This is a genomic window from Streptomyces sp. NPDC002209 (assembly GCF_042890265.1).
In the GTDB taxonomy this organism is placed as follows: Bacteria; Actinomycetota; Actinomycetes; order Streptomycetales; family Streptomycetaceae; genus Streptomyces.
In genome coordinates this window covers 15032-30765 of the sequence record NZ_JBIARX010000032.1, presented here as the reverse complement: position 1 = coordinate 30765, position 15734 = coordinate 15032, and the positions used below count along the sequence as shown (strand labels likewise).

The following is a 15734-nucleotide window of genomic DNA, read 5'->3' as shown; positions in this document are numbered from 1 at the left end:
GGGTCACAGTTCGGTCCAGCCGCGGGGATCGCTGCCGCCGGTGAGGGGTGTCCATACCGCGGCCTGGGGCCCGGAAGCTTCGAGGTCCTCGAGAACGGCGGCGCCGAGGGGGACGCGGGCGCCCATGCGGGCGACGAGCTCGTGATCGGCGGCCATGCTGCGCAGGTCGGCGATCCGGTTGGTCAGGGTGGTGCGGGGGGCGCCGGTGAGGATGAACAGGATCCGGGGGAAGCGGGGATAGACACGCTGCCACGCGAGCAGGGCGGCCTGGTCTCCGATGGTGCCGCGGCGGCCAGTGGGCTGGGGGGTGTAGTCGTGGAAGCGGGCGTAGGTGATGAGTTTGCGGGCCAGGCGCTCGCTGCTCATCGTGGCCCGGTCGATTTCCACGAACGCCCGGTACTGGAGCCGGCGGGGGCTGGTTGCGGTGTAGTGGAAGACGGCGTCTGCGATGAGCCGGTCCTCGCCTGCGGTGTCGGGGAGGCGGTGGGTGATCTCGGGGACCCAGTCCAGCGCCTGGTATTCGTCGTCTCGGGTGCGGGCGTCGGTGAGGAAGGCGATGTGGGCTCGGGCCCCGGTCAGGATGTGGCCGGCGCGCAGCAGGGCTGCGGCTGGGGAGTGGATGGGGGTGGGGGTGCGTCCGCGGAGCTCTGGCCATTCGGCGACGGTCTGGTGCCCGGCGGGGGTGAGGAAGTGGGCCTGCAGGCGGCCGGGGAGCGTGGTGTGGGTGATCAGCCCGTCCTCGCGCAGTGGCACCAGGACTTTGTGGATCTTGCGGGGCGGCAGGTGCGGGGCGACCATCCGGTGGAGCTGGGTGGTGGTCAGCAGCCGGTGCTGGGCGATCAGCGCGAGCACCTGGTGGGCCTGGCTGTCACCGCTCGCGGGCTGGAAGCCCACGCTTCCCGGGGCTGCTGCGTCGTTGACGGTGGTGGTCATGCGTACTGCTCTCCTGTCTTGCCGTGGGCAGTGACGGGGGCGAGGAAGGCCAGGACCTGCGCTTCCTGGGCGAGCGCGGTCGTGGTCCGTTCGGCCAGGGGCCGGGCGCCGGTGTGGGTGTGCGCGGCCTTGTGCAGGGCTTTGACTTGGCCGGGCCGGGCAAGTCCGTCGAAGACCTCGGCCAGCGCGGGGCCTCGGACGGGGAGGGGGCCGATCCGTTTGCCGGCCACGGTGAAGGATGCGTAGTGCTGCCAGCGGGGCAGCGCGGCGATGTCGGCGGGGGTGACGGTGCCAGGCCACTGCTCGGTGATCTGGGCAATGGCCTCGACCGATCCGGCCGTGGTGGACAGGCAGGACGCGTTCTGCATGAGGGCGGCGCGGGTAGCGGGGCTGAGCCGGTGCAGCAGCTGGGTCATCCCGTGCAGACGGCACGCGAATTTGCGCAGCTGCTCGGTGATCTCCGCCAGCACCGTGGATGATCCGTGGTCCAGGCTGATCAGTTCGTCCAGGTAGAAACGGAACGGCCACCGTGCCTTCTCTGGAAGGTCGCGGCGGGAGAGGCCGGCCCGCAGGAAGTCGTGGACGATCAGGGAGATGAGCAGCCGGTCGGTGGGTCCGGTGCCGGGCGGGCAGATCCACAGAACCATGGCGTCGTCCATTGCCTGGCGGATGTCGTATCCGCTGACGGGGCATCCCAGGAAGCCTCGGACGACCGGGGAGGCCCCAAGCCGCTCCAGGGGGTTGAGGACGGTAAGCAGACTCTCGCGGGGAAGGTCGGGGAAGCTGTCCGTCCACCACCTGCGTGCCTCGTTGTCCAGGGCTGCCACAGCGGCCTGCCGGAACAGGGTGTCGGTGAGAAGCGCGCTGATCTGGAAGATGGTGGCCTGCTGCGCAGGCTTCTTTGCGGCGACGGCGCGGGCGTTGACGGCCACCAGGGCTTCGACGGCTTTGGTCAGGATGGTCAGAGCACGCGGCGCTGTGACATCCCCCCACCCCAGGGCTCCCGCGAACGCCTCGACGACCGCCGCGCACACCTCGTGCGGCGGGCGGTGCTGGCTCATGTCCAGCAGGTTCCAGCAGCCGAGCATGTCGGTGTCCTTGCGGACGGTCAGATCGAAGAGCGCGACGCGGTCGATGAGGTCCTCGTGGGCGAGGTAGACGGAGACGTCGGCGAAGCTGTCGCCGTGCGGGTCCACGAACGCCAGCCCACGGCCGTTATGGGCGCTGGCGATGGCGTGGACCTGGGCACGGGTGGTCTTGCCCCATCCCGCCTTGCCCGACTGGACCTCGAACAACGTGTCGTCCTCGTGCGTGGCCAGCAGCCGCTCCCGCCCGTCCGGTCCCCGGTACCAGCCCTGAGGCAGCAGATCCGCCCCCATCTCGTACGTCGGCATGTCGCTCTCCATCAGCGCCACCCTCGCCGCGGCCGTCACCGGCTTGAGGAATCCAGCGAGTTCCTGGATGTGCGCCCATCCGCCGCGGGCGGGCCGCAGCACTGCGCGCGTCCACTGCTCGTCGAACCGGCCGCGCCAGGGCCGCCGGTCCGGGCCGAGGTGCAGTGGTCCCAGCGACCAGCCCAGCGACGTCAGGCGCGAGGGCCCGGCGTAGACGTCCATCGCGGCGCTGATGCGGGCCAGCCGGGCCTGTGCGCGCCCGGCCTCGTTCGACGCGCACCGCACCAGGATCTGCACCCGCACCAGCCCGGGACTGTGGGCGAGTTTGCCCAGGACCTTCTCCCGGCCCCTGCGGCGCGGCTGCGGCGACATCACCATCCGCCTCCGCGGCCGGCCCTGCCACTCTGACGGGTCCAGCAGCCGGCCCACGACGGCCGGAAAGCTGTCGTCGCTCTCACGGGTCAACCACCGTGCATCGCGCTGCGCTTCACGGCGGGCCTGCGCGCGGTCGCGCTGCATGGCCTGCGCACGGCGTACGGCGAGGTGCCAGCGCGGTGCGGGGGAGAGGTCGACGCACACCTCGGCGAGGTCGCCGTACTCCGCCCGCAGATCACCCACGGCGTCCAGCAGCGGCTGCAGAGGGTCGGGGTCCAGGGGGACCTCCCGCAGGCGCGATCCCGGCTCGCCGTGCAGGGTCAGCACCGCCCGCACGACGTGGGGCCGGTGCTTGTCCGCGACCGGAGCGACCTCCTGGACCTCGACCCGCGGCCCGTACGGGGTCCGGGCCAGCAGTGCGTGCGCGCTGGCGGGGGCCTCGATCCGGTAGGCCAGAGCACGCACGCCGTCGGCGCGCAGCCGCACCCGCACCGACCGGGCCCGGCGCGGTGTCCACCACGGCCCCGACCCGGCCGCCTGCACCAGCTGCATCCCCTGCCGCCAGATCTGCTCACTGTCCGCCTCGAACGCCGCCGTCGGGACCAGCTCCAGGTGCGTGCGGCGTGACAGCGCCTCGGCGGCCAGCCGCCGCTGCAGGTACTCCCAGCCAGCCCAGGCGGCCGCACCGAGCAGGGCCAGCCACCAGGAATTGGCCACGGCCCAGTGAGCCACCGCTCCCAGGGCCTCAAGCAGCGAGGCGGCGGCGTGGACGATGCCGGCGGCCGTCATGTGCGCTTCCATGATCCGTTTCCGTCCTGTGTGTAGAGGAGAATGGCGGGGCGTCCGTCGAGGTGGGTCCCGGCCGGGTCGCCTCCGGCCCACACCAGCCGCACCACCGCGCGCACTTGGCTCCCGGTTGCCTCGAGGCTGGTGTCGCGGCGGGCGATGGCGGCCTGGATCCGCACCTGCGTGTATCCGGCGGTCTCCGTCATCCATGCGGCACGCCCTGCCTCGAGCAGTGCGCGCTCATCGTCGGGCGGGAGGTCCGGGCGGCTGGCCCGGTCCAGGGCCCGCTGGATGAGCGGATCGGCTTCTGGACCGGATCCGGGAGGCGGGAGCTCCCCCGGTGTGTTGCTGGTCCGGGCTGCGAGCCTGTCCGGCCCAGACCTGCTCGGCGAGGCCGTCGGCGCGGCCGGGAGTACGGGGGTGACCGAAGCCTGCGGTGACGCAGACGTCATGGCCGGCTGCGGGCTGATGGCTTGGGCCGCCGCTGCCGGCCGCGGTGCCGAGGCGCCCGTGGCGGGCCGGGGCGAACCGGTACGGACTCCCGCATACAGCAGCATGGTGCCAGCTGTTGCCAGGACGACGGCGGCGGCGATCAGGCGGCCTGCGCTGGGTGGGGTGCTCACAGCAGCCTCGTTCCGCCCGCGTAGTCGGGCATCGCGTTTACGGGATCGATCCGTACGACCCTGCCCGGCCGGGGCGCGTTGATCATCTGTCCGTCGCCGAGGTAGATCCCGACGTGGTGGATGGTGGAGTCGGAGGCCGGGTTGTAGCCGTAGAAGATCAGGTCGCCCGGCTGGAGCGCGCCGTATCCGGCCGAGGCGGGGATCCGCTGCCCGGCGCCGGCCTGTTCCGCTGCGGTGCGCGGCAGGTTGATTCCGGCTTTCGCGTAGGCGTACTGGGTCAGGCCCGAGCAATCGAATCCGCTCACGGTGCGGCCGTCCTGGCCGCCGGGGGAGCAGCAGATCCCGGTGCTGGGGCCGCCGGGGCCGCCGCCGCCCCACGAGTAGGGGATGCCCTGCTGGGCGAGCGCGGCCTCGATGACGACGCCGGCGTTGCCCGCCGGGGTGGCCGGTTTGCTGCCCAGCGCGTCGTAGCGGTCGATGCCGGACAGCACGTCGTCTACGTAGGCCTGCGAGTGGTTGTAGACGTAGATCGCTGCGCGGAGCTGCTGGCGATCGGAGAGGTCGCGGCCGTTGCCGCAGAGGTAGGCGGCGGCCGAGGCTGCGGCGTCGTCCGCGTTGTGCGGGGAGACCGTGCCGTCGCTGTTGCCGTCCCTTCCGTACGAGCGGAAGGTTTCGGGCAGGAACTGGAAGGGTCCCACGGCCCGTTCGAACTGGGCGTCGCCGTCCCAGGCACCGCCGTCGGTATCAGTGATGGCCGTGGTGTTGCCGCCGGCTCCGGACCCGTCCAAGCGGGGGCCGGTGATCGGCGGGCTGATGTCCCCGCCAGCGCTGATCTGGTGTCCGGCGGCGTGGTCGGATTCCACGCGGGCGATCCCGGCAAGGATCTGCCAGCGCATTCCCGGGCAGTTACCGGGCTGCGCGGCGCCGGTGAGGTAGGCGGCGAGCATCCGCTCCGGGATGCCGGCTGCCTCGGCATCCACCGGTGCACCCTGGCCGCCCGGCCGGCCGGCTGCGGCTGACATCAGCACCGGAGCGGTACAGCATGCCGCCAGAGCCAAGAGCACCAAGAAGAGACACCCCAGCTTCCCCTTCCTCACCGGTAACCCCCCTGGCCCCGGGAACGGCGTGCGTTCAGCAGCGCGAGCAGCCGTGCCCGGTCCGCTGCAGCCTGATCCGCGCCGGCCGCAGCTCCGCCGTCGCCTCCGCCCGGCGCACCCGCCGTCGGGTGAGCCGTACCTGAGCTGCGGCTGCGGCTGCGGGTGGTGGCCGCGACAGTCCGTGTGACCGGGGCCGGATTCGTCGCCGATCGCGGACTGGCCGCGGGCACGCTTTCGTCCATGCGGGTGACCGCGGCGCGCGGGCCCGGCGCACGGGTACCGGCGGAGGGCGCTGCGTAGATGGCTGCGCCGATCGCAGTGTCACGGACCGCTCGGCCGGTGTGTACCGCGCCCTTGTGTACGGCCTGTCCGACCGGCTGCCAGCCGGCCGCGTCCTCGCGGACCCGGTTGGCCGTCACCCTCAGCTGGGTACGCGCGTCCTGGGTGAACTCGCTCGTCTTCTGACGGGCGTTGTACACGGTCCGCGGCAGGCCGACGGTGGCTCCGTATGCGGCGCGGCCCACCCGGTGCGCGATGCGGTAGCCGCGCAGCCGCGAGGCACGGTCGTGCAGACGGGCGCCGAGCAGGGGGCGGTCGGTGTCGGGGTCGTGCAGGACTTCCCCGGAACGGCTGTCCACCTGCATCTCGCCCTTGGGGCGCGGATGGGCGCGGACAGCGGCGAGCGCCTCGGCTGCCGGGTGCCGGCCTGCCGGCTTGGGCCCGATCAGGGCGGCGTGGGCGCCGCGCATCGCCAGGGCGACGGGCGCCAGCGCGTACCGGGCGGCCATGCGGGCTTCGCCGACGGCGCGGCCCAGTGCGAGCGGCCTGCCGCCGCGCAGGCCCAGACTGCCTGCGTAGGCGCTGGCGGCGAGAGCGCCGCTCGGGGCGTGGCTTCCACCGATCTTGGCGTACTGCAGGCGCATGGACATGCGCTGGCCCAGGGTGGAGGCGGCGGCTGCGATCCGGCGGTGCAGAACCTTGAAGGTGATGGCGAGCGCGTCCAGCAGGAGTAGCCGCTCCACCATCAAGTCCGGTCCGCGGTCTGAGAGCAGGGCGGCGACGGCGATCCCGAACAGCGGCAGGGCCATGGCGGTGGTGAACGTGACCAGCGCAGAGGTGACGAACACCCCCACCCAGCGCCACAGCACCGTGCGGGGCGGGCCGGGCAGCATCGCCCAGACCCACACGATGGGACCGGCGGCGGCCGCGGCCGCATCCGCGCCCTGCGCTCCGAGCATGACCACGGCCATGGACACCACCATCAGCGTCACGATGCAGACCGCGACCAGCAGCAGCACGGCCGCGCCGACGCGGTCCCAGTCCGGTTTCTTCGCGTAGGCGGCGGCGGCCTTCCCGGTCTCGCCGGACTTGTCCAGGTTATGGAGGAGCTGCAGGAAGGCGGGGTCAGTGGATGACTTGGGGTTGAGGATGTCTGACGGGTTCGAGGGGGCCAGTTCGTCTTGTTCGCCGGAGTCGGGATCACCTCGCTCGCAGTACTTCTTTGCGGGCCCGGGCAGTTTCCTGCAGGGGTCGTTGGGGTCCTCGGGCCGCTTGGCGATGGTGGCGTGCTTGATCCACTTGAGGTGGGCGTCGTAGGCGGCTTTGTCGGCGGGGTTCTTCGGGTCGAGGACGCGTCCGTACTGCAGCAGCATGTAGGGCTTGACGACCAGCGCGTCGGTGAGCGCGTCCTGGATCGGTCTGGCCACGGAGGCAGCCTTGGCGTCGGAACTGCTGCACGCATCGTGTGCGGGGCCCACGACCAGATCGCATGGATCCCCTGCAGGAGTGGCCTTGCCGAAGTAGCTGCTGGTGGTGATCTGGGCGACCTCGATGGCCGCCTGGTGAGCCTGGTCCAGGGGACCGTCGCGGCCCAGCAGGTAGTCGGGGCGGATGAACGCGCTGGCTGCGAGGGCGGCGATCACCAGCGTGAGGGCGATCTCGCCCAGCCCGGCCCCGACTTTGCCGCGGACGAACAGGATCAGGCCGAAGGCGAACGCCCAGGCCAGGAGCAGTCCTTTGAGGCCGAGGGCGTCGACGACGTGGGTGTGGTACGCGTCGGCGAGGTTTTGCGCTGGGCCGGTGAGCAGCCGCAGGAACGGGAAGTCGAATACGAAGCCGATCAGCCAGCAGCACAGGCCCACCAGCAGCCGCGCGATGGTGAACAGCCCGCCCAGCAGTAACACCTGGGTCTGTGCGGCCACGTTAAGGAGCGACCCTCCGTCGGCCTCCAGCTGGTAGCCGTCCAGCGGCGCGCCTTCGGAACTGGTGACGTTGAGGGGGGCCAGCAGCCCGCCGCCGTTGGTCGCGTTCCCGTCGGCTGCGGCAGCGACAGCGGTGTTCGTCACGAGGAAGACGACGGTGAGCAGGGTGACGAATCCGGCTGCGCGCAGCGTGCCGCGGTCGACGTGGATACGTCTCATCGGGCCCGCCGCTCGACGGTCAGGACAAGCCCTACGGCTGCGCCGATCGCGGCGGTGGCAAACAGCAGCAGCCCGGCAGGCCCGCCCAACCCGGCGGGGACCACGGTGGCCACCATCGGGTACCGGCCCACGGCGTTGGTTGTGTCGGGGCCGCGGGTGCAGTAGTCGTGGGCAGCGCCGACGACGAGGCTGCACGGGTCGCTGTCCGCGGCCGCGGCGGCGGGTGCTGAGGCTGCCCCCGATGGCCGGCTCTGGGGGTTGGCCCATGCGGCGACGGTGCAGGTGAGGAGGAGCAGGGCGAGGGCGGTGGCGAGCAGCAGCCGCAAGTGAGCGTTCATGAAGAGGTCCCCCCGTGGGCCGCTGCGGCGGGCGTGCGGCCAGGTGTGGTGAAGATCGATGTATTCAGGCGGGTGACGGGCGGGACGACGACCTTGATCCGGCCGGCCTGCATGCGGGGATCGCGCAGCAGCATCTCGCCCTCGCGGCCGGCCTGGCCGACGGGGGAGAGGCCGGTGGTGACGAGCCTGATCAGGTCTTCGTCGTCGCCGTCCAGGCCGAGAAAGCGCAACCCCTTAGCCGCGCGGGCCTGGTCGGTGGTGCGGGTCAGGAACCGGTAGGCGATCAGCCCGGCGTCCTTGCCGAGCTCGTCCACGTCGTGGGCGCCGAGGAAGACGCCGGCGCCGTGCTTGCGGCCGTCATGGAGGATCTCGTGGACCAGCGCCGAGCCCTCGGAGGAGGAGGTGAGCCAGTAGCACTCATCCAGCGCGACCAGGCAGAATCGTCCCGGCTCGGTGAACGCCGCCTGGCGGGCGATCGCGGCGATCAGGTAGAGGACGGCCCGGCCGATCAGTGCCTCGAGGGGCTGCTGGCGCAGTACCTCGACGTCCGCGAACGCCTCCTTCGGCGGCAGCGTCAGCCCGGCGGTGGTGACCACCACCATGTCCGCGCCCAGATCCCCCTCCAGCGTGACCGGCGGCAGGTCCGCATCGAACACCATCGCGGCGAGGGGATTTGCGCGCACGATCCGCAGGAGGTCGGCCATGGTGGCCGCGGCGTCGGCGCGTGTCGTGCCCGAGCCCTCGGCCAGCGCGGCGAGGACGCCCAGAACCTTCGCCATGGACGGCTCGGGACCGCCGGATACTTCCTCGACGGCGTGGTGGAGCACGGCGCCGGCGGCGCTCATCGCCCCGACCCCCAGCTGCAAGGTCAGGTACGACAGGGCGTAGTGCGCTCCGACCGGCCCACCGAACACCCGCAGGGGGTCGATGGACAGCTGGGCGCGGGCGGCGTCGATGACCTGGCACCGCTCACCCATCGCGGACTGCGCGAAGCTGGCCCATTCCCGGATCGGGGTGCGGTCGATGACGATCGCCCGCCCACCCCGGTCCACCACCCCCGCGGTGACCAGCTTCTGCAGCACGCTCTTGCCGCCGCCCAGCTCACCGACCGCGGCGCTGGACGCCGAGGCGTTGACCTGGGGGGCATCGGCCGGGTTCAGCAGGACGGGGCGGATCGTGCCGCTGTCGAGGTCATGGCCGATCATCACCCCGGCCGGGTCACCGACCTTCGAGAGGGTCAGCGCCCCGCAGGCGGCCCAGTCCTCCGACAGCTGGTGCTGGGTGAACTGGCCCAGCTTCGCCGCCCGCACCGCACCGGGCAGCCCCAGGGCGAAGAGGTCCTCCTGCATGCCGATCGGCCGCACAGCCCGGTAGTCGGCCCCCGACAGGGCCGCGGACAGCTCCCGCGCCCGGGCGTCGCACGTCGCCGCATCCGGGCCCCATACCGATAGGACGGTTACGGACTGGACTTCGACCTCGACTGAGGTCCGTGCCATCCGCGCATCCTGTTCGGCCAGATCCCCGGCCGCATCGGGCAGCGAATGCGGCATCCCGGTGGGCTGCGCCCCGTACTGCTCGGCCTGGTCCAAAAGTTCGCGCTTCTTGCGCTGAACCTGCGCGCGGGCCTTCTTCGCCGGCACCACCCGCAGATCCGCGGTGACGTCCACCGGGAACGGCAGGCCCTCCAGCTGGGCCAGGACATCCGCGCTCTCCACCGACACCGCCGGCGGAATCTCCGCCAGCACCAGGTGTGCCTGGTAGCCGGTCCCGGCTGCCTCGGTTTCGACCTGCAGCCACTTGCGGCCCACCGGCGAGGCCGTCGCGATCGAACGCCACCACGAACGCGCACCACCACCAGCCTTGCGGCCCTCATCGTCAGCGGTGGACTGCTTGTCCTGGCCGCCTTCGGCGAGGCGGACCTGGCCCAGGTCTGCGTAGGAGGGGGAGTGCAGCTGCCCGCCGTGGATGCGGCTGCCGAAGAGCGGGCTGTGCTCGGCGTCGGACAGGAGCGGCTCCTCCAGTCCCCGGTGCAGGGCGTGCTGGAGCATCCACACGATCTCGGCAGGCGACGCCGGCCGCAGGCCCAATCCGCCGCCCAGCGAGCTCTGGACACGGCTCGCCTCCGCCTGAGCAGCCCGCACCTCTGCCTGGGGCACCGGCACCGGGGCGATGCCCAGCGCCCCCGAAATCTCCGCGTACAGCGCCCCGAGGGACGCGGCGGTCGTACCGCCCTTGCCGGGCAGAGGAACGGCGAGCCACAGGGTGCGCTCGTGCATCTCCTGGCCGGTCAGCAAATCCACGGTGGCCGCGCAGGTCTGCGCCCACGCCGGCAGCCGCTGCCAGTTGAGGCCCTCCACCATCCGCTCGGCGACCTCGCCCGGATCGGCGCGCGCGGCGAGGACGAACAGCCGTGGCTCCATGGCGGGCATCGACCGGACCAGCGAGGTGATCTTCCCCAGGAGTTCCTGCCGAACGCGGGCCGGTAGATAGCCGCCGGTCAGGGGCGTCACCCGCCACACCGCCCAAACGGTGCCGGACGCCGACCACAGCAGATGACCTGCGATATGCCGGAAAGGAGTAAGCATCACGCCGCCCTCCGCCCGGCCTCGGCCGCATCCGCCAGGAGGCGGGCCAGGCCGGAGCCGGCCGCCGCGCTCGCCGCAGTCGGCGCCCCCACCGCCACCGGCGAGACCGGCCTTGCATCCGCCGGGGTCAGAATCCGGGCATGGGCAGCGGGGGCGGGAGCAGCCTCGATGACGAACTGCCCCCGCAGCTGGGTCGGCTGCCTGTCACGGGCGACCCTCCCACCGATCCGCCCCGCCGGGTGCCGCAGCAGCACGACCAGCACGCCGAACAACGCGGTGAACGGGTTCTGGCCCGCGATCTGCGCCCCACGCACAGCCCACACCGCGCACAGCCACAATGCGACCGGAACCGGACCGGCCCACGACCACCACGCGAACGTCTTGATCAGCGCGAAGGCTCCTCCGCCGAGCACGACCAGCTGCGCCGGCGTGTACGGGCCGAACGGCACAGTCCAGTCGCCGAGCTTGCCCAGCACCCACGGATGCCGGCGCGCACTGGTGTAAGCCCTGGCGATGAGAGGCTGCGCGGCCGCGCTCATCAGAGGACACCGTTCTGACCGGCTGCGGGGCCGGGGGTGACGACGACGGTGACGGCACCCGCGCCCTTGGACGGGTTGTTGATCTCATCGGAGAACATCGCGGCCAGAGAATCGCGAGAGTTGTAGATACCCAGCGCGATGACCAGAGCCAGCAACGCTCCGATACCGGCTTTCATGGAGAACTGCCGGGCGACCGTGACGACCACGACGGCGATCAGGATCGCTTTCAGGCCGCCGTCGCCCCAGCGGGCGAGTGTTCCGATGAAGGAGTCGCCCATTTCCGCGAACTTCCCTGCCAGATAAGCCTCGTTCATCGGGCACCGCCCGAGACCGGCGCAGCGGCGGAGGGCGCGGCCGCGGGCGGCGAGGTCGTTCCGGCCTCCAAGGCGCTGACTTCCCACCGGCCGGCCCGCGCGGTCACCTCCAGCCGGTAGACCAGCGGCCAGCGCACCCCGCCCCGGTCTTCACCGCTCACCCGGACGCGCACCCGCGCCTTCGTACCGTCCGCCGGCACAGTGGTGCCCAGGGCGGCCTCGGAGTCCGCGGCGACGTCCTCGACGTCCACCCGCGCATACGAAGCAGCCCGCGGTGCCGAGACCCGCAGCCCGGGCGAGAGGTAGCGCTCGACCCCGGTTCCCTGGCCCCCGCCGAGGTAGGCGCGGACGAATTCGCCCAGCGTCGTCGCCAGCACTCCGGTGGAAGGGGCCGGGTAGGTGAACGGCGAGGGCGGCACCGCAGCCGCGTCAGGGGCGGCAACCTCCGCCGGTGCTCCAGTGACCGTGAACTGGCCGCCGTCCTTGCCACTGGTGCCGGACACAGCGAAGTACCGCACCAGCGGCACAGCGGCTGCACCCGTGTCCGCCCGGTCGCTGATCGCCGCGACCACTACCGTCCACGCGCCTTCAAGCCCGTACGCGGTGCGCACCGCCACGGCCTTGGCGGCCGCCGGGGCGGTGCTGTCATTGCGGGGCCGCTTGGGGAGATCGACCTCAGGGGCCAGGGCACGAACGGCGGCCGTGATGCCGTTGCCTTCGGGGGCGGTGGCGTCGGCGCGCAGCCACAGATCCATGAACATCTCGGCGACGCCTTGCGGGTCGGCCGGGGTGCGGGCGGTGTCGGTGGTGCGCGGGGCGGGAGCGGCCTGGGCGATGGTGGTCCGCGGCACGGCGAGTGCGACAGCCAGGGCGAGGGGACCGGCCGCGAGCGCGGTCCAGATCCCGTACCGGGCCAACCGGGGGCCGCGGGATACGGCCCGGCTCACGGGCGCCGTTTCGGGCCGGGCGCTGCGCAGGGGCTTCGATACCGGCGCTGCCGCCGGGGGCCGGGACACGCGGCGCTGGCCGGGTGGGGGAGTGGTGGTCATCAGGAACGCCTTCCGTGGGAGAGGTTTCGCTCTGCCCCACGAAACGGCGACGCCCTCACCGGTCGGCTCACCGCGGCGACCCTGCCGCATCACGGGTGGACAACGCCGCAACCGGTGACTCACCGGTGAGTTCGCGGAACCTCCCCATCGCAGGTCACAGCCCTGCGCACTGGTTTCTCACCGCCCGCCGGTGACATCAGCGGTGAGTCCCGAACGCACTCACCGGCTGCGGACCAGGGCATGCACGTTTGCCCTGGCCAGCCACACCAAGTGCTCTCAAAACCTCACTCGTCGATCGCTAGCCGGGTGTATCGCACAAACCCGTCCCCGAGCCGCTCGTACCAGGCGGCAGCCGGGGCTTCAGGGCGGCCGGCAAGCGTGGTCCGCTCCGAAGGGATCTCGTCTAGTCGGCGCGTTTCGTGGTGGCCCGGGCTCGGAGGTCTATAAGGGTGGAGTGGAAGGCGATCGAATCAATGGAGCGAGCGATGCGCCGCTGGCATGAGGAACCTGGCGCGACGGAGTGGCGGGACGCCGCGGACGCAGCAGACAGCAAACGGGTGGGCGTCATCTCGGCGGAAGATCTGCCCGGGCTGGCGCAGGGTCGAGGGGAGGCGCTGCTGGCGTTGCGACCGATGGACGATCCTACGGCTCCTGGTGCGTTGACGCAGGCGCAGGCGGCCTGCTCCTCGACAGCGGCCTGCACCTGGCGGAGGGCGTAGAGCAGCGTCAGCTGGTAGTCCCCGGACAGCACCACACGGTCGGGGGCCTCCTGCCCGGCGGCGCGGTGGGCGCGGGCGCGCTCGGTGATCGGCCATGCCATCGCGTCGGCGGCCTCAGCCACTGCTTCCTGCAGGGCGATCACGTCGTCCACGGACGGCTCGGCGTAGGCCGGGTGCGCAAGGTGTTGATATCGGTTCAGACGTCGTGACGCTGCTTCAAGACGCTGCGGACCGTGTTGCGGGAGTGCCCGGAGAGTTCGGCGATCTCGACTTCCGTCAGCCCTGCTTCCCTGGCCTTGATGATCAAGTGGTCTCTGGTGGCGCAGACTCTCCGATATTCCTTGAGTCTCTCCCTGACCAGCCCAGCATCCGGATTCAGGGGTTCGGCTGGGGCTGTCGGGATGACCCCCAGGGGTACGTCCCACCGTGGTAGGCGAGAGCCGGCAATGTCCATGTGCGAAGGCTAGAGGGCCGTGTGACTTCTCCTGGCGGTAGGCCAGGATCATCACGCAGCCATGGAGCCTGGCGGTGTGCAGCTCTGCACAGGGGCAACGGGGCGGTGTGCAATCTTGCACATCGGTGTTGCTGCTGTCGGGTGAACCAGCCCCTTGTGGAGCTCTCCGGCTTGAAGTTGACCGGGCCGGTCTGGGACACCTGCACTGGTCAGCCTGACCAGCCGCGCGCCGTGGCCCTAACGGCTTCGGCGTGCCGGCTCCTCCCTCCTGGTCCGAAGGGCAGTCATGTCCGACCCTCGTATGTGTGTAGCGATCGATGTCGGTACTCACGGCATCGGCTTCGCTATCGCCCCCGTCTCCCCGGCCAACGATGACCCCCTCGCCCGGAAGATCCACCATTTCAACCAGTGGGACTCACAGCCCGATCCCGCGGCCAAAAACCTGTCGGCCCTCCTCCTGGACTCCGACGATCAGCTGATCGCCTGGGGATACGAGGCCCGCCGACTCTGGCTCACCCAGGGCCGCACCCTGCGCCAGGCCGGAGCGCGGTATCACCACGGCTTTAAAATGGACCTCGGCGCCAGCGCGCACACCACGTCGATGTCGGTCGTCGCGTCGGCCGCCCTCGACGACCCCGCAACGGGCGACGGCGAACTCCTCGACGGCCCCCACCGCCCGCCCCAGGCAGGAAGGTCACACACCGACCGGCGCGCCGCAGACCTTCTCACCATCCTCCTGCGGCAGGTCGTCGACAAGGCTCTCCAGCAGATCAAGGCCAGCGGGTACGACGAGGACGACATCCGCTGGACGATCACCGTGCCCGCGTGCTGGACGGACTACCAGAAGGCGATCGTCAGGGACATCCTCAAAAACGCGGGACTACCCGCGGAAGACGGGCGCGTGCTGCTCAGCCTCGAACCTGAAGCCGCCGCGCACTACGCCCGTCTGACCACAGCGGCCCCCAAGGGAGCGAAGCGGAACAGCGGAGGTGCGCTCATGCAGCCGGGCGCTCGCTTCATGGTGGTGGACTGCGGTGGCGGCACGGTCGACATCACCGCCTACCAGAACGACGACGACGGCAAAATGACCGAGATCGGCCGCTCGCTCGGCGATCGGCTCGGCTCGGACTTCCTCAACCGAAAGCTGGAGAACGACTACCTCCAGGAGTGTCTTGGGGACGCAGACGCTCTGGCGGTCATCCGCGAACAGTGCCCGGACGCACTGCTGAACATCATCGACCAGTGGGAGCGAGCCAAGGTAGGAGTAACGCTGGACCAGGAAGACAGCGTCGAACTCCAGATTCCCGCCGCCATCGACCGCATCATGGGTCCGGCAGTGCGCAAGCGTCTGGCCCGACGACAGAACAAGGTCGACGACTCCATCATTCTGACCCCCGTACAGCTCCACGCCCTCTTCGACACTGTCGTCCCTGGCACCCTCGACCTAATCGAAGCCCAGCTGAAGGAGATGGACGCCGCCCGCGCTGACGGCCAAGGCCCCGACACCATCCTGCTGGTCGGAGGCTTCGGCAGCTCTCCGTACCTGCAGCAGGCGGTCAAGGAACGCTTCGGAGACCGGGCAACGGTCCTGGTGCCCCCCAACCCGGACATCGCCGTCCTCCACGGCGCGGTGCACTTCTGCTACGACCCCCAGACGCGGGCGCGCCGCAGCCGGTTTACTTACGGCGTCGACTTTCACACGGCGTTCAAGGAAGACGTCGATCCCCAGGCCAAGCGCTGGGTGACACCCGAGGGTGACGTTCTCTGCATGGACCGCTTCTCCATCTTCGTCCGCGCGGGTGAATCCGTTTCCACAAACGCTGAGGTCGTCCACGAGTACATCCCGCTCACCAATGACGTTACGTATCTCAGTGTCCCCATCTACGCTACCCGCGACCCTGACCCCCGGTACGTCTCGGACGCTGGCTGCGACAGGCTGGCCCATATCAGGGTGGACCTGACCCCCGTGATGCGCTTCGCACGCCAAGAGCGAGGCGTGCGGGTCTACATGAAGTTCGGCGAGACGGAGATCAAGGTACGCGCCGAACTCATCCAAGGCGGGCAGCCCGTGGCCGCACAGGTCCGCTTCCACTCCAACTACTGACCGG

At 71.0% G+C, this 15734-nt stretch carries 12 protein-coding genes; 1 reads left to right on the top strand and 11 read right to left on the bottom strand.

Translation table 11 applies throughout. The features are described from left to right. Positions 1-3: 3 nt before the first annotated feature. From ACFYXK_RS33200 to ACFYXK_RS33150, 11 genes are all read right to left on the bottom strand, one after another. Positions 4-933 (bottom strand): replication-relaxation family protein, encoded by a 930-nt coding sequence (locus ACFYXK_RS33200; RefSeq protein ID WP_389414535.1) that lies wholly within the window; start codon positions 931-933, stop codon positions 4-6. Next, positions 930-3503: an ATP/GTP-binding protein gene (locus ACFYXK_RS33195; RefSeq protein WP_389414534.1), complete on the bottom strand. Its 2574-nt coding sequence runs from the start codon at positions 3501-3503 to the stop codon at positions 930-932. Before ACFYXK_RS33195 ends, ACFYXK_RS33200 begins: the two co-directional genes overlap by 4 nt. Further along, positions 3488-3694, bottom strand: coding sequence for a hypothetical protein (locus ACFYXK_RS33190; protein ID WP_389414533.1), 207 nt, complete (start codon positions 3692-3694; stop codon positions 3488-3490). Before ACFYXK_RS33190 ends, ACFYXK_RS33195 begins: the two co-directional genes overlap by 16 nt. Positions 3695-4107: 413 nt before the next feature. Further along, entirely contained in the window at positions 4108-5091 is a 984-nt protein-coding gene (locus ACFYXK_RS33185) for an NlpC/P60 family protein (RefSeq protein WP_389414532.1), read from the bottom strand. Between the two features lie 113 nt (positions 5092-5204). Beyond that, complete coding sequence (locus tag ACFYXK_RS33180) at positions 5205-7628, bottom strand: hypothetical protein (RefSeq protein WP_389414531.1); 2424 nt, start codon at positions 7626-7628, stop codon at positions 5205-5207. After that, complete coding sequence (locus tag ACFYXK_RS33175; protein WP_389414530.1) at positions 7625-7966, bottom strand: hypothetical protein; 342 nt, start codon at positions 7964-7966, stop codon at positions 7625-7627. Before ACFYXK_RS33175 ends, ACFYXK_RS33180 begins: the two co-directional genes overlap by 4 nt. Then, positions 7963-10551, bottom strand: coding sequence for an ATP-binding protein (locus ACFYXK_RS33170; RefSeq protein WP_389414549.1), 2589 nt, complete (start codon positions 10549-10551; stop codon positions 7963-7965). Before ACFYXK_RS33170 ends, ACFYXK_RS33175 begins: the two co-directional genes overlap by 4 nt. Beyond that, entirely contained in the window at positions 10551-11090 is a 540-nt protein-coding gene (locus ACFYXK_RS33165) for a hypothetical protein (RefSeq protein WP_389414529.1), read from the bottom strand. The genes ACFYXK_RS33170 and ACFYXK_RS33165 overlap by 1 nt, the downstream gene beginning before the upstream one ends. After that, positions 11090-11404 (bottom strand): hypothetical protein, encoded by a 315-nt coding sequence (locus ACFYXK_RS33160; RefSeq protein ID WP_389414528.1) that lies wholly within the window; start codon positions 11402-11404, stop codon positions 11090-11092. Before ACFYXK_RS33160 ends, ACFYXK_RS33165 begins: the two co-directional genes overlap by 1 nt. Beyond that, entirely contained in the window at positions 11401-12453 is a 1053-nt protein-coding gene (locus tag ACFYXK_RS33155) for a conjugal transfer protein (RefSeq protein WP_389414527.1), read from the bottom strand. The genes ACFYXK_RS33160 and ACFYXK_RS33155 overlap by 4 nt, the downstream gene beginning before the upstream one ends. A 403-nt stretch (positions 12454-12856) precedes the next feature. Next, complete coding sequence (locus tag ACFYXK_RS33150) at positions 12857-13324, bottom strand: hypothetical protein (RefSeq protein ID WP_389414526.1); 468 nt, start codon at positions 13322-13324, stop codon at positions 12857-12859. A gap of 588 nt (positions 13325-13912) precedes the next feature. On the opposite strand from ACFYXK_RS33150, the gene ACFYXK_RS33145 reads away from it, so the two are divergent. After that, positions 13913-15730, top strand: a complete 1818-nt coding sequence (locus ACFYXK_RS33145; RefSeq protein WP_389414525.1) for an Hsp70 family protein — start codon at positions 13913-13915, stop codon at positions 15728-15730. The last annotated feature ends 4 nt before the right edge of the window (positions 15731-15734 follow it).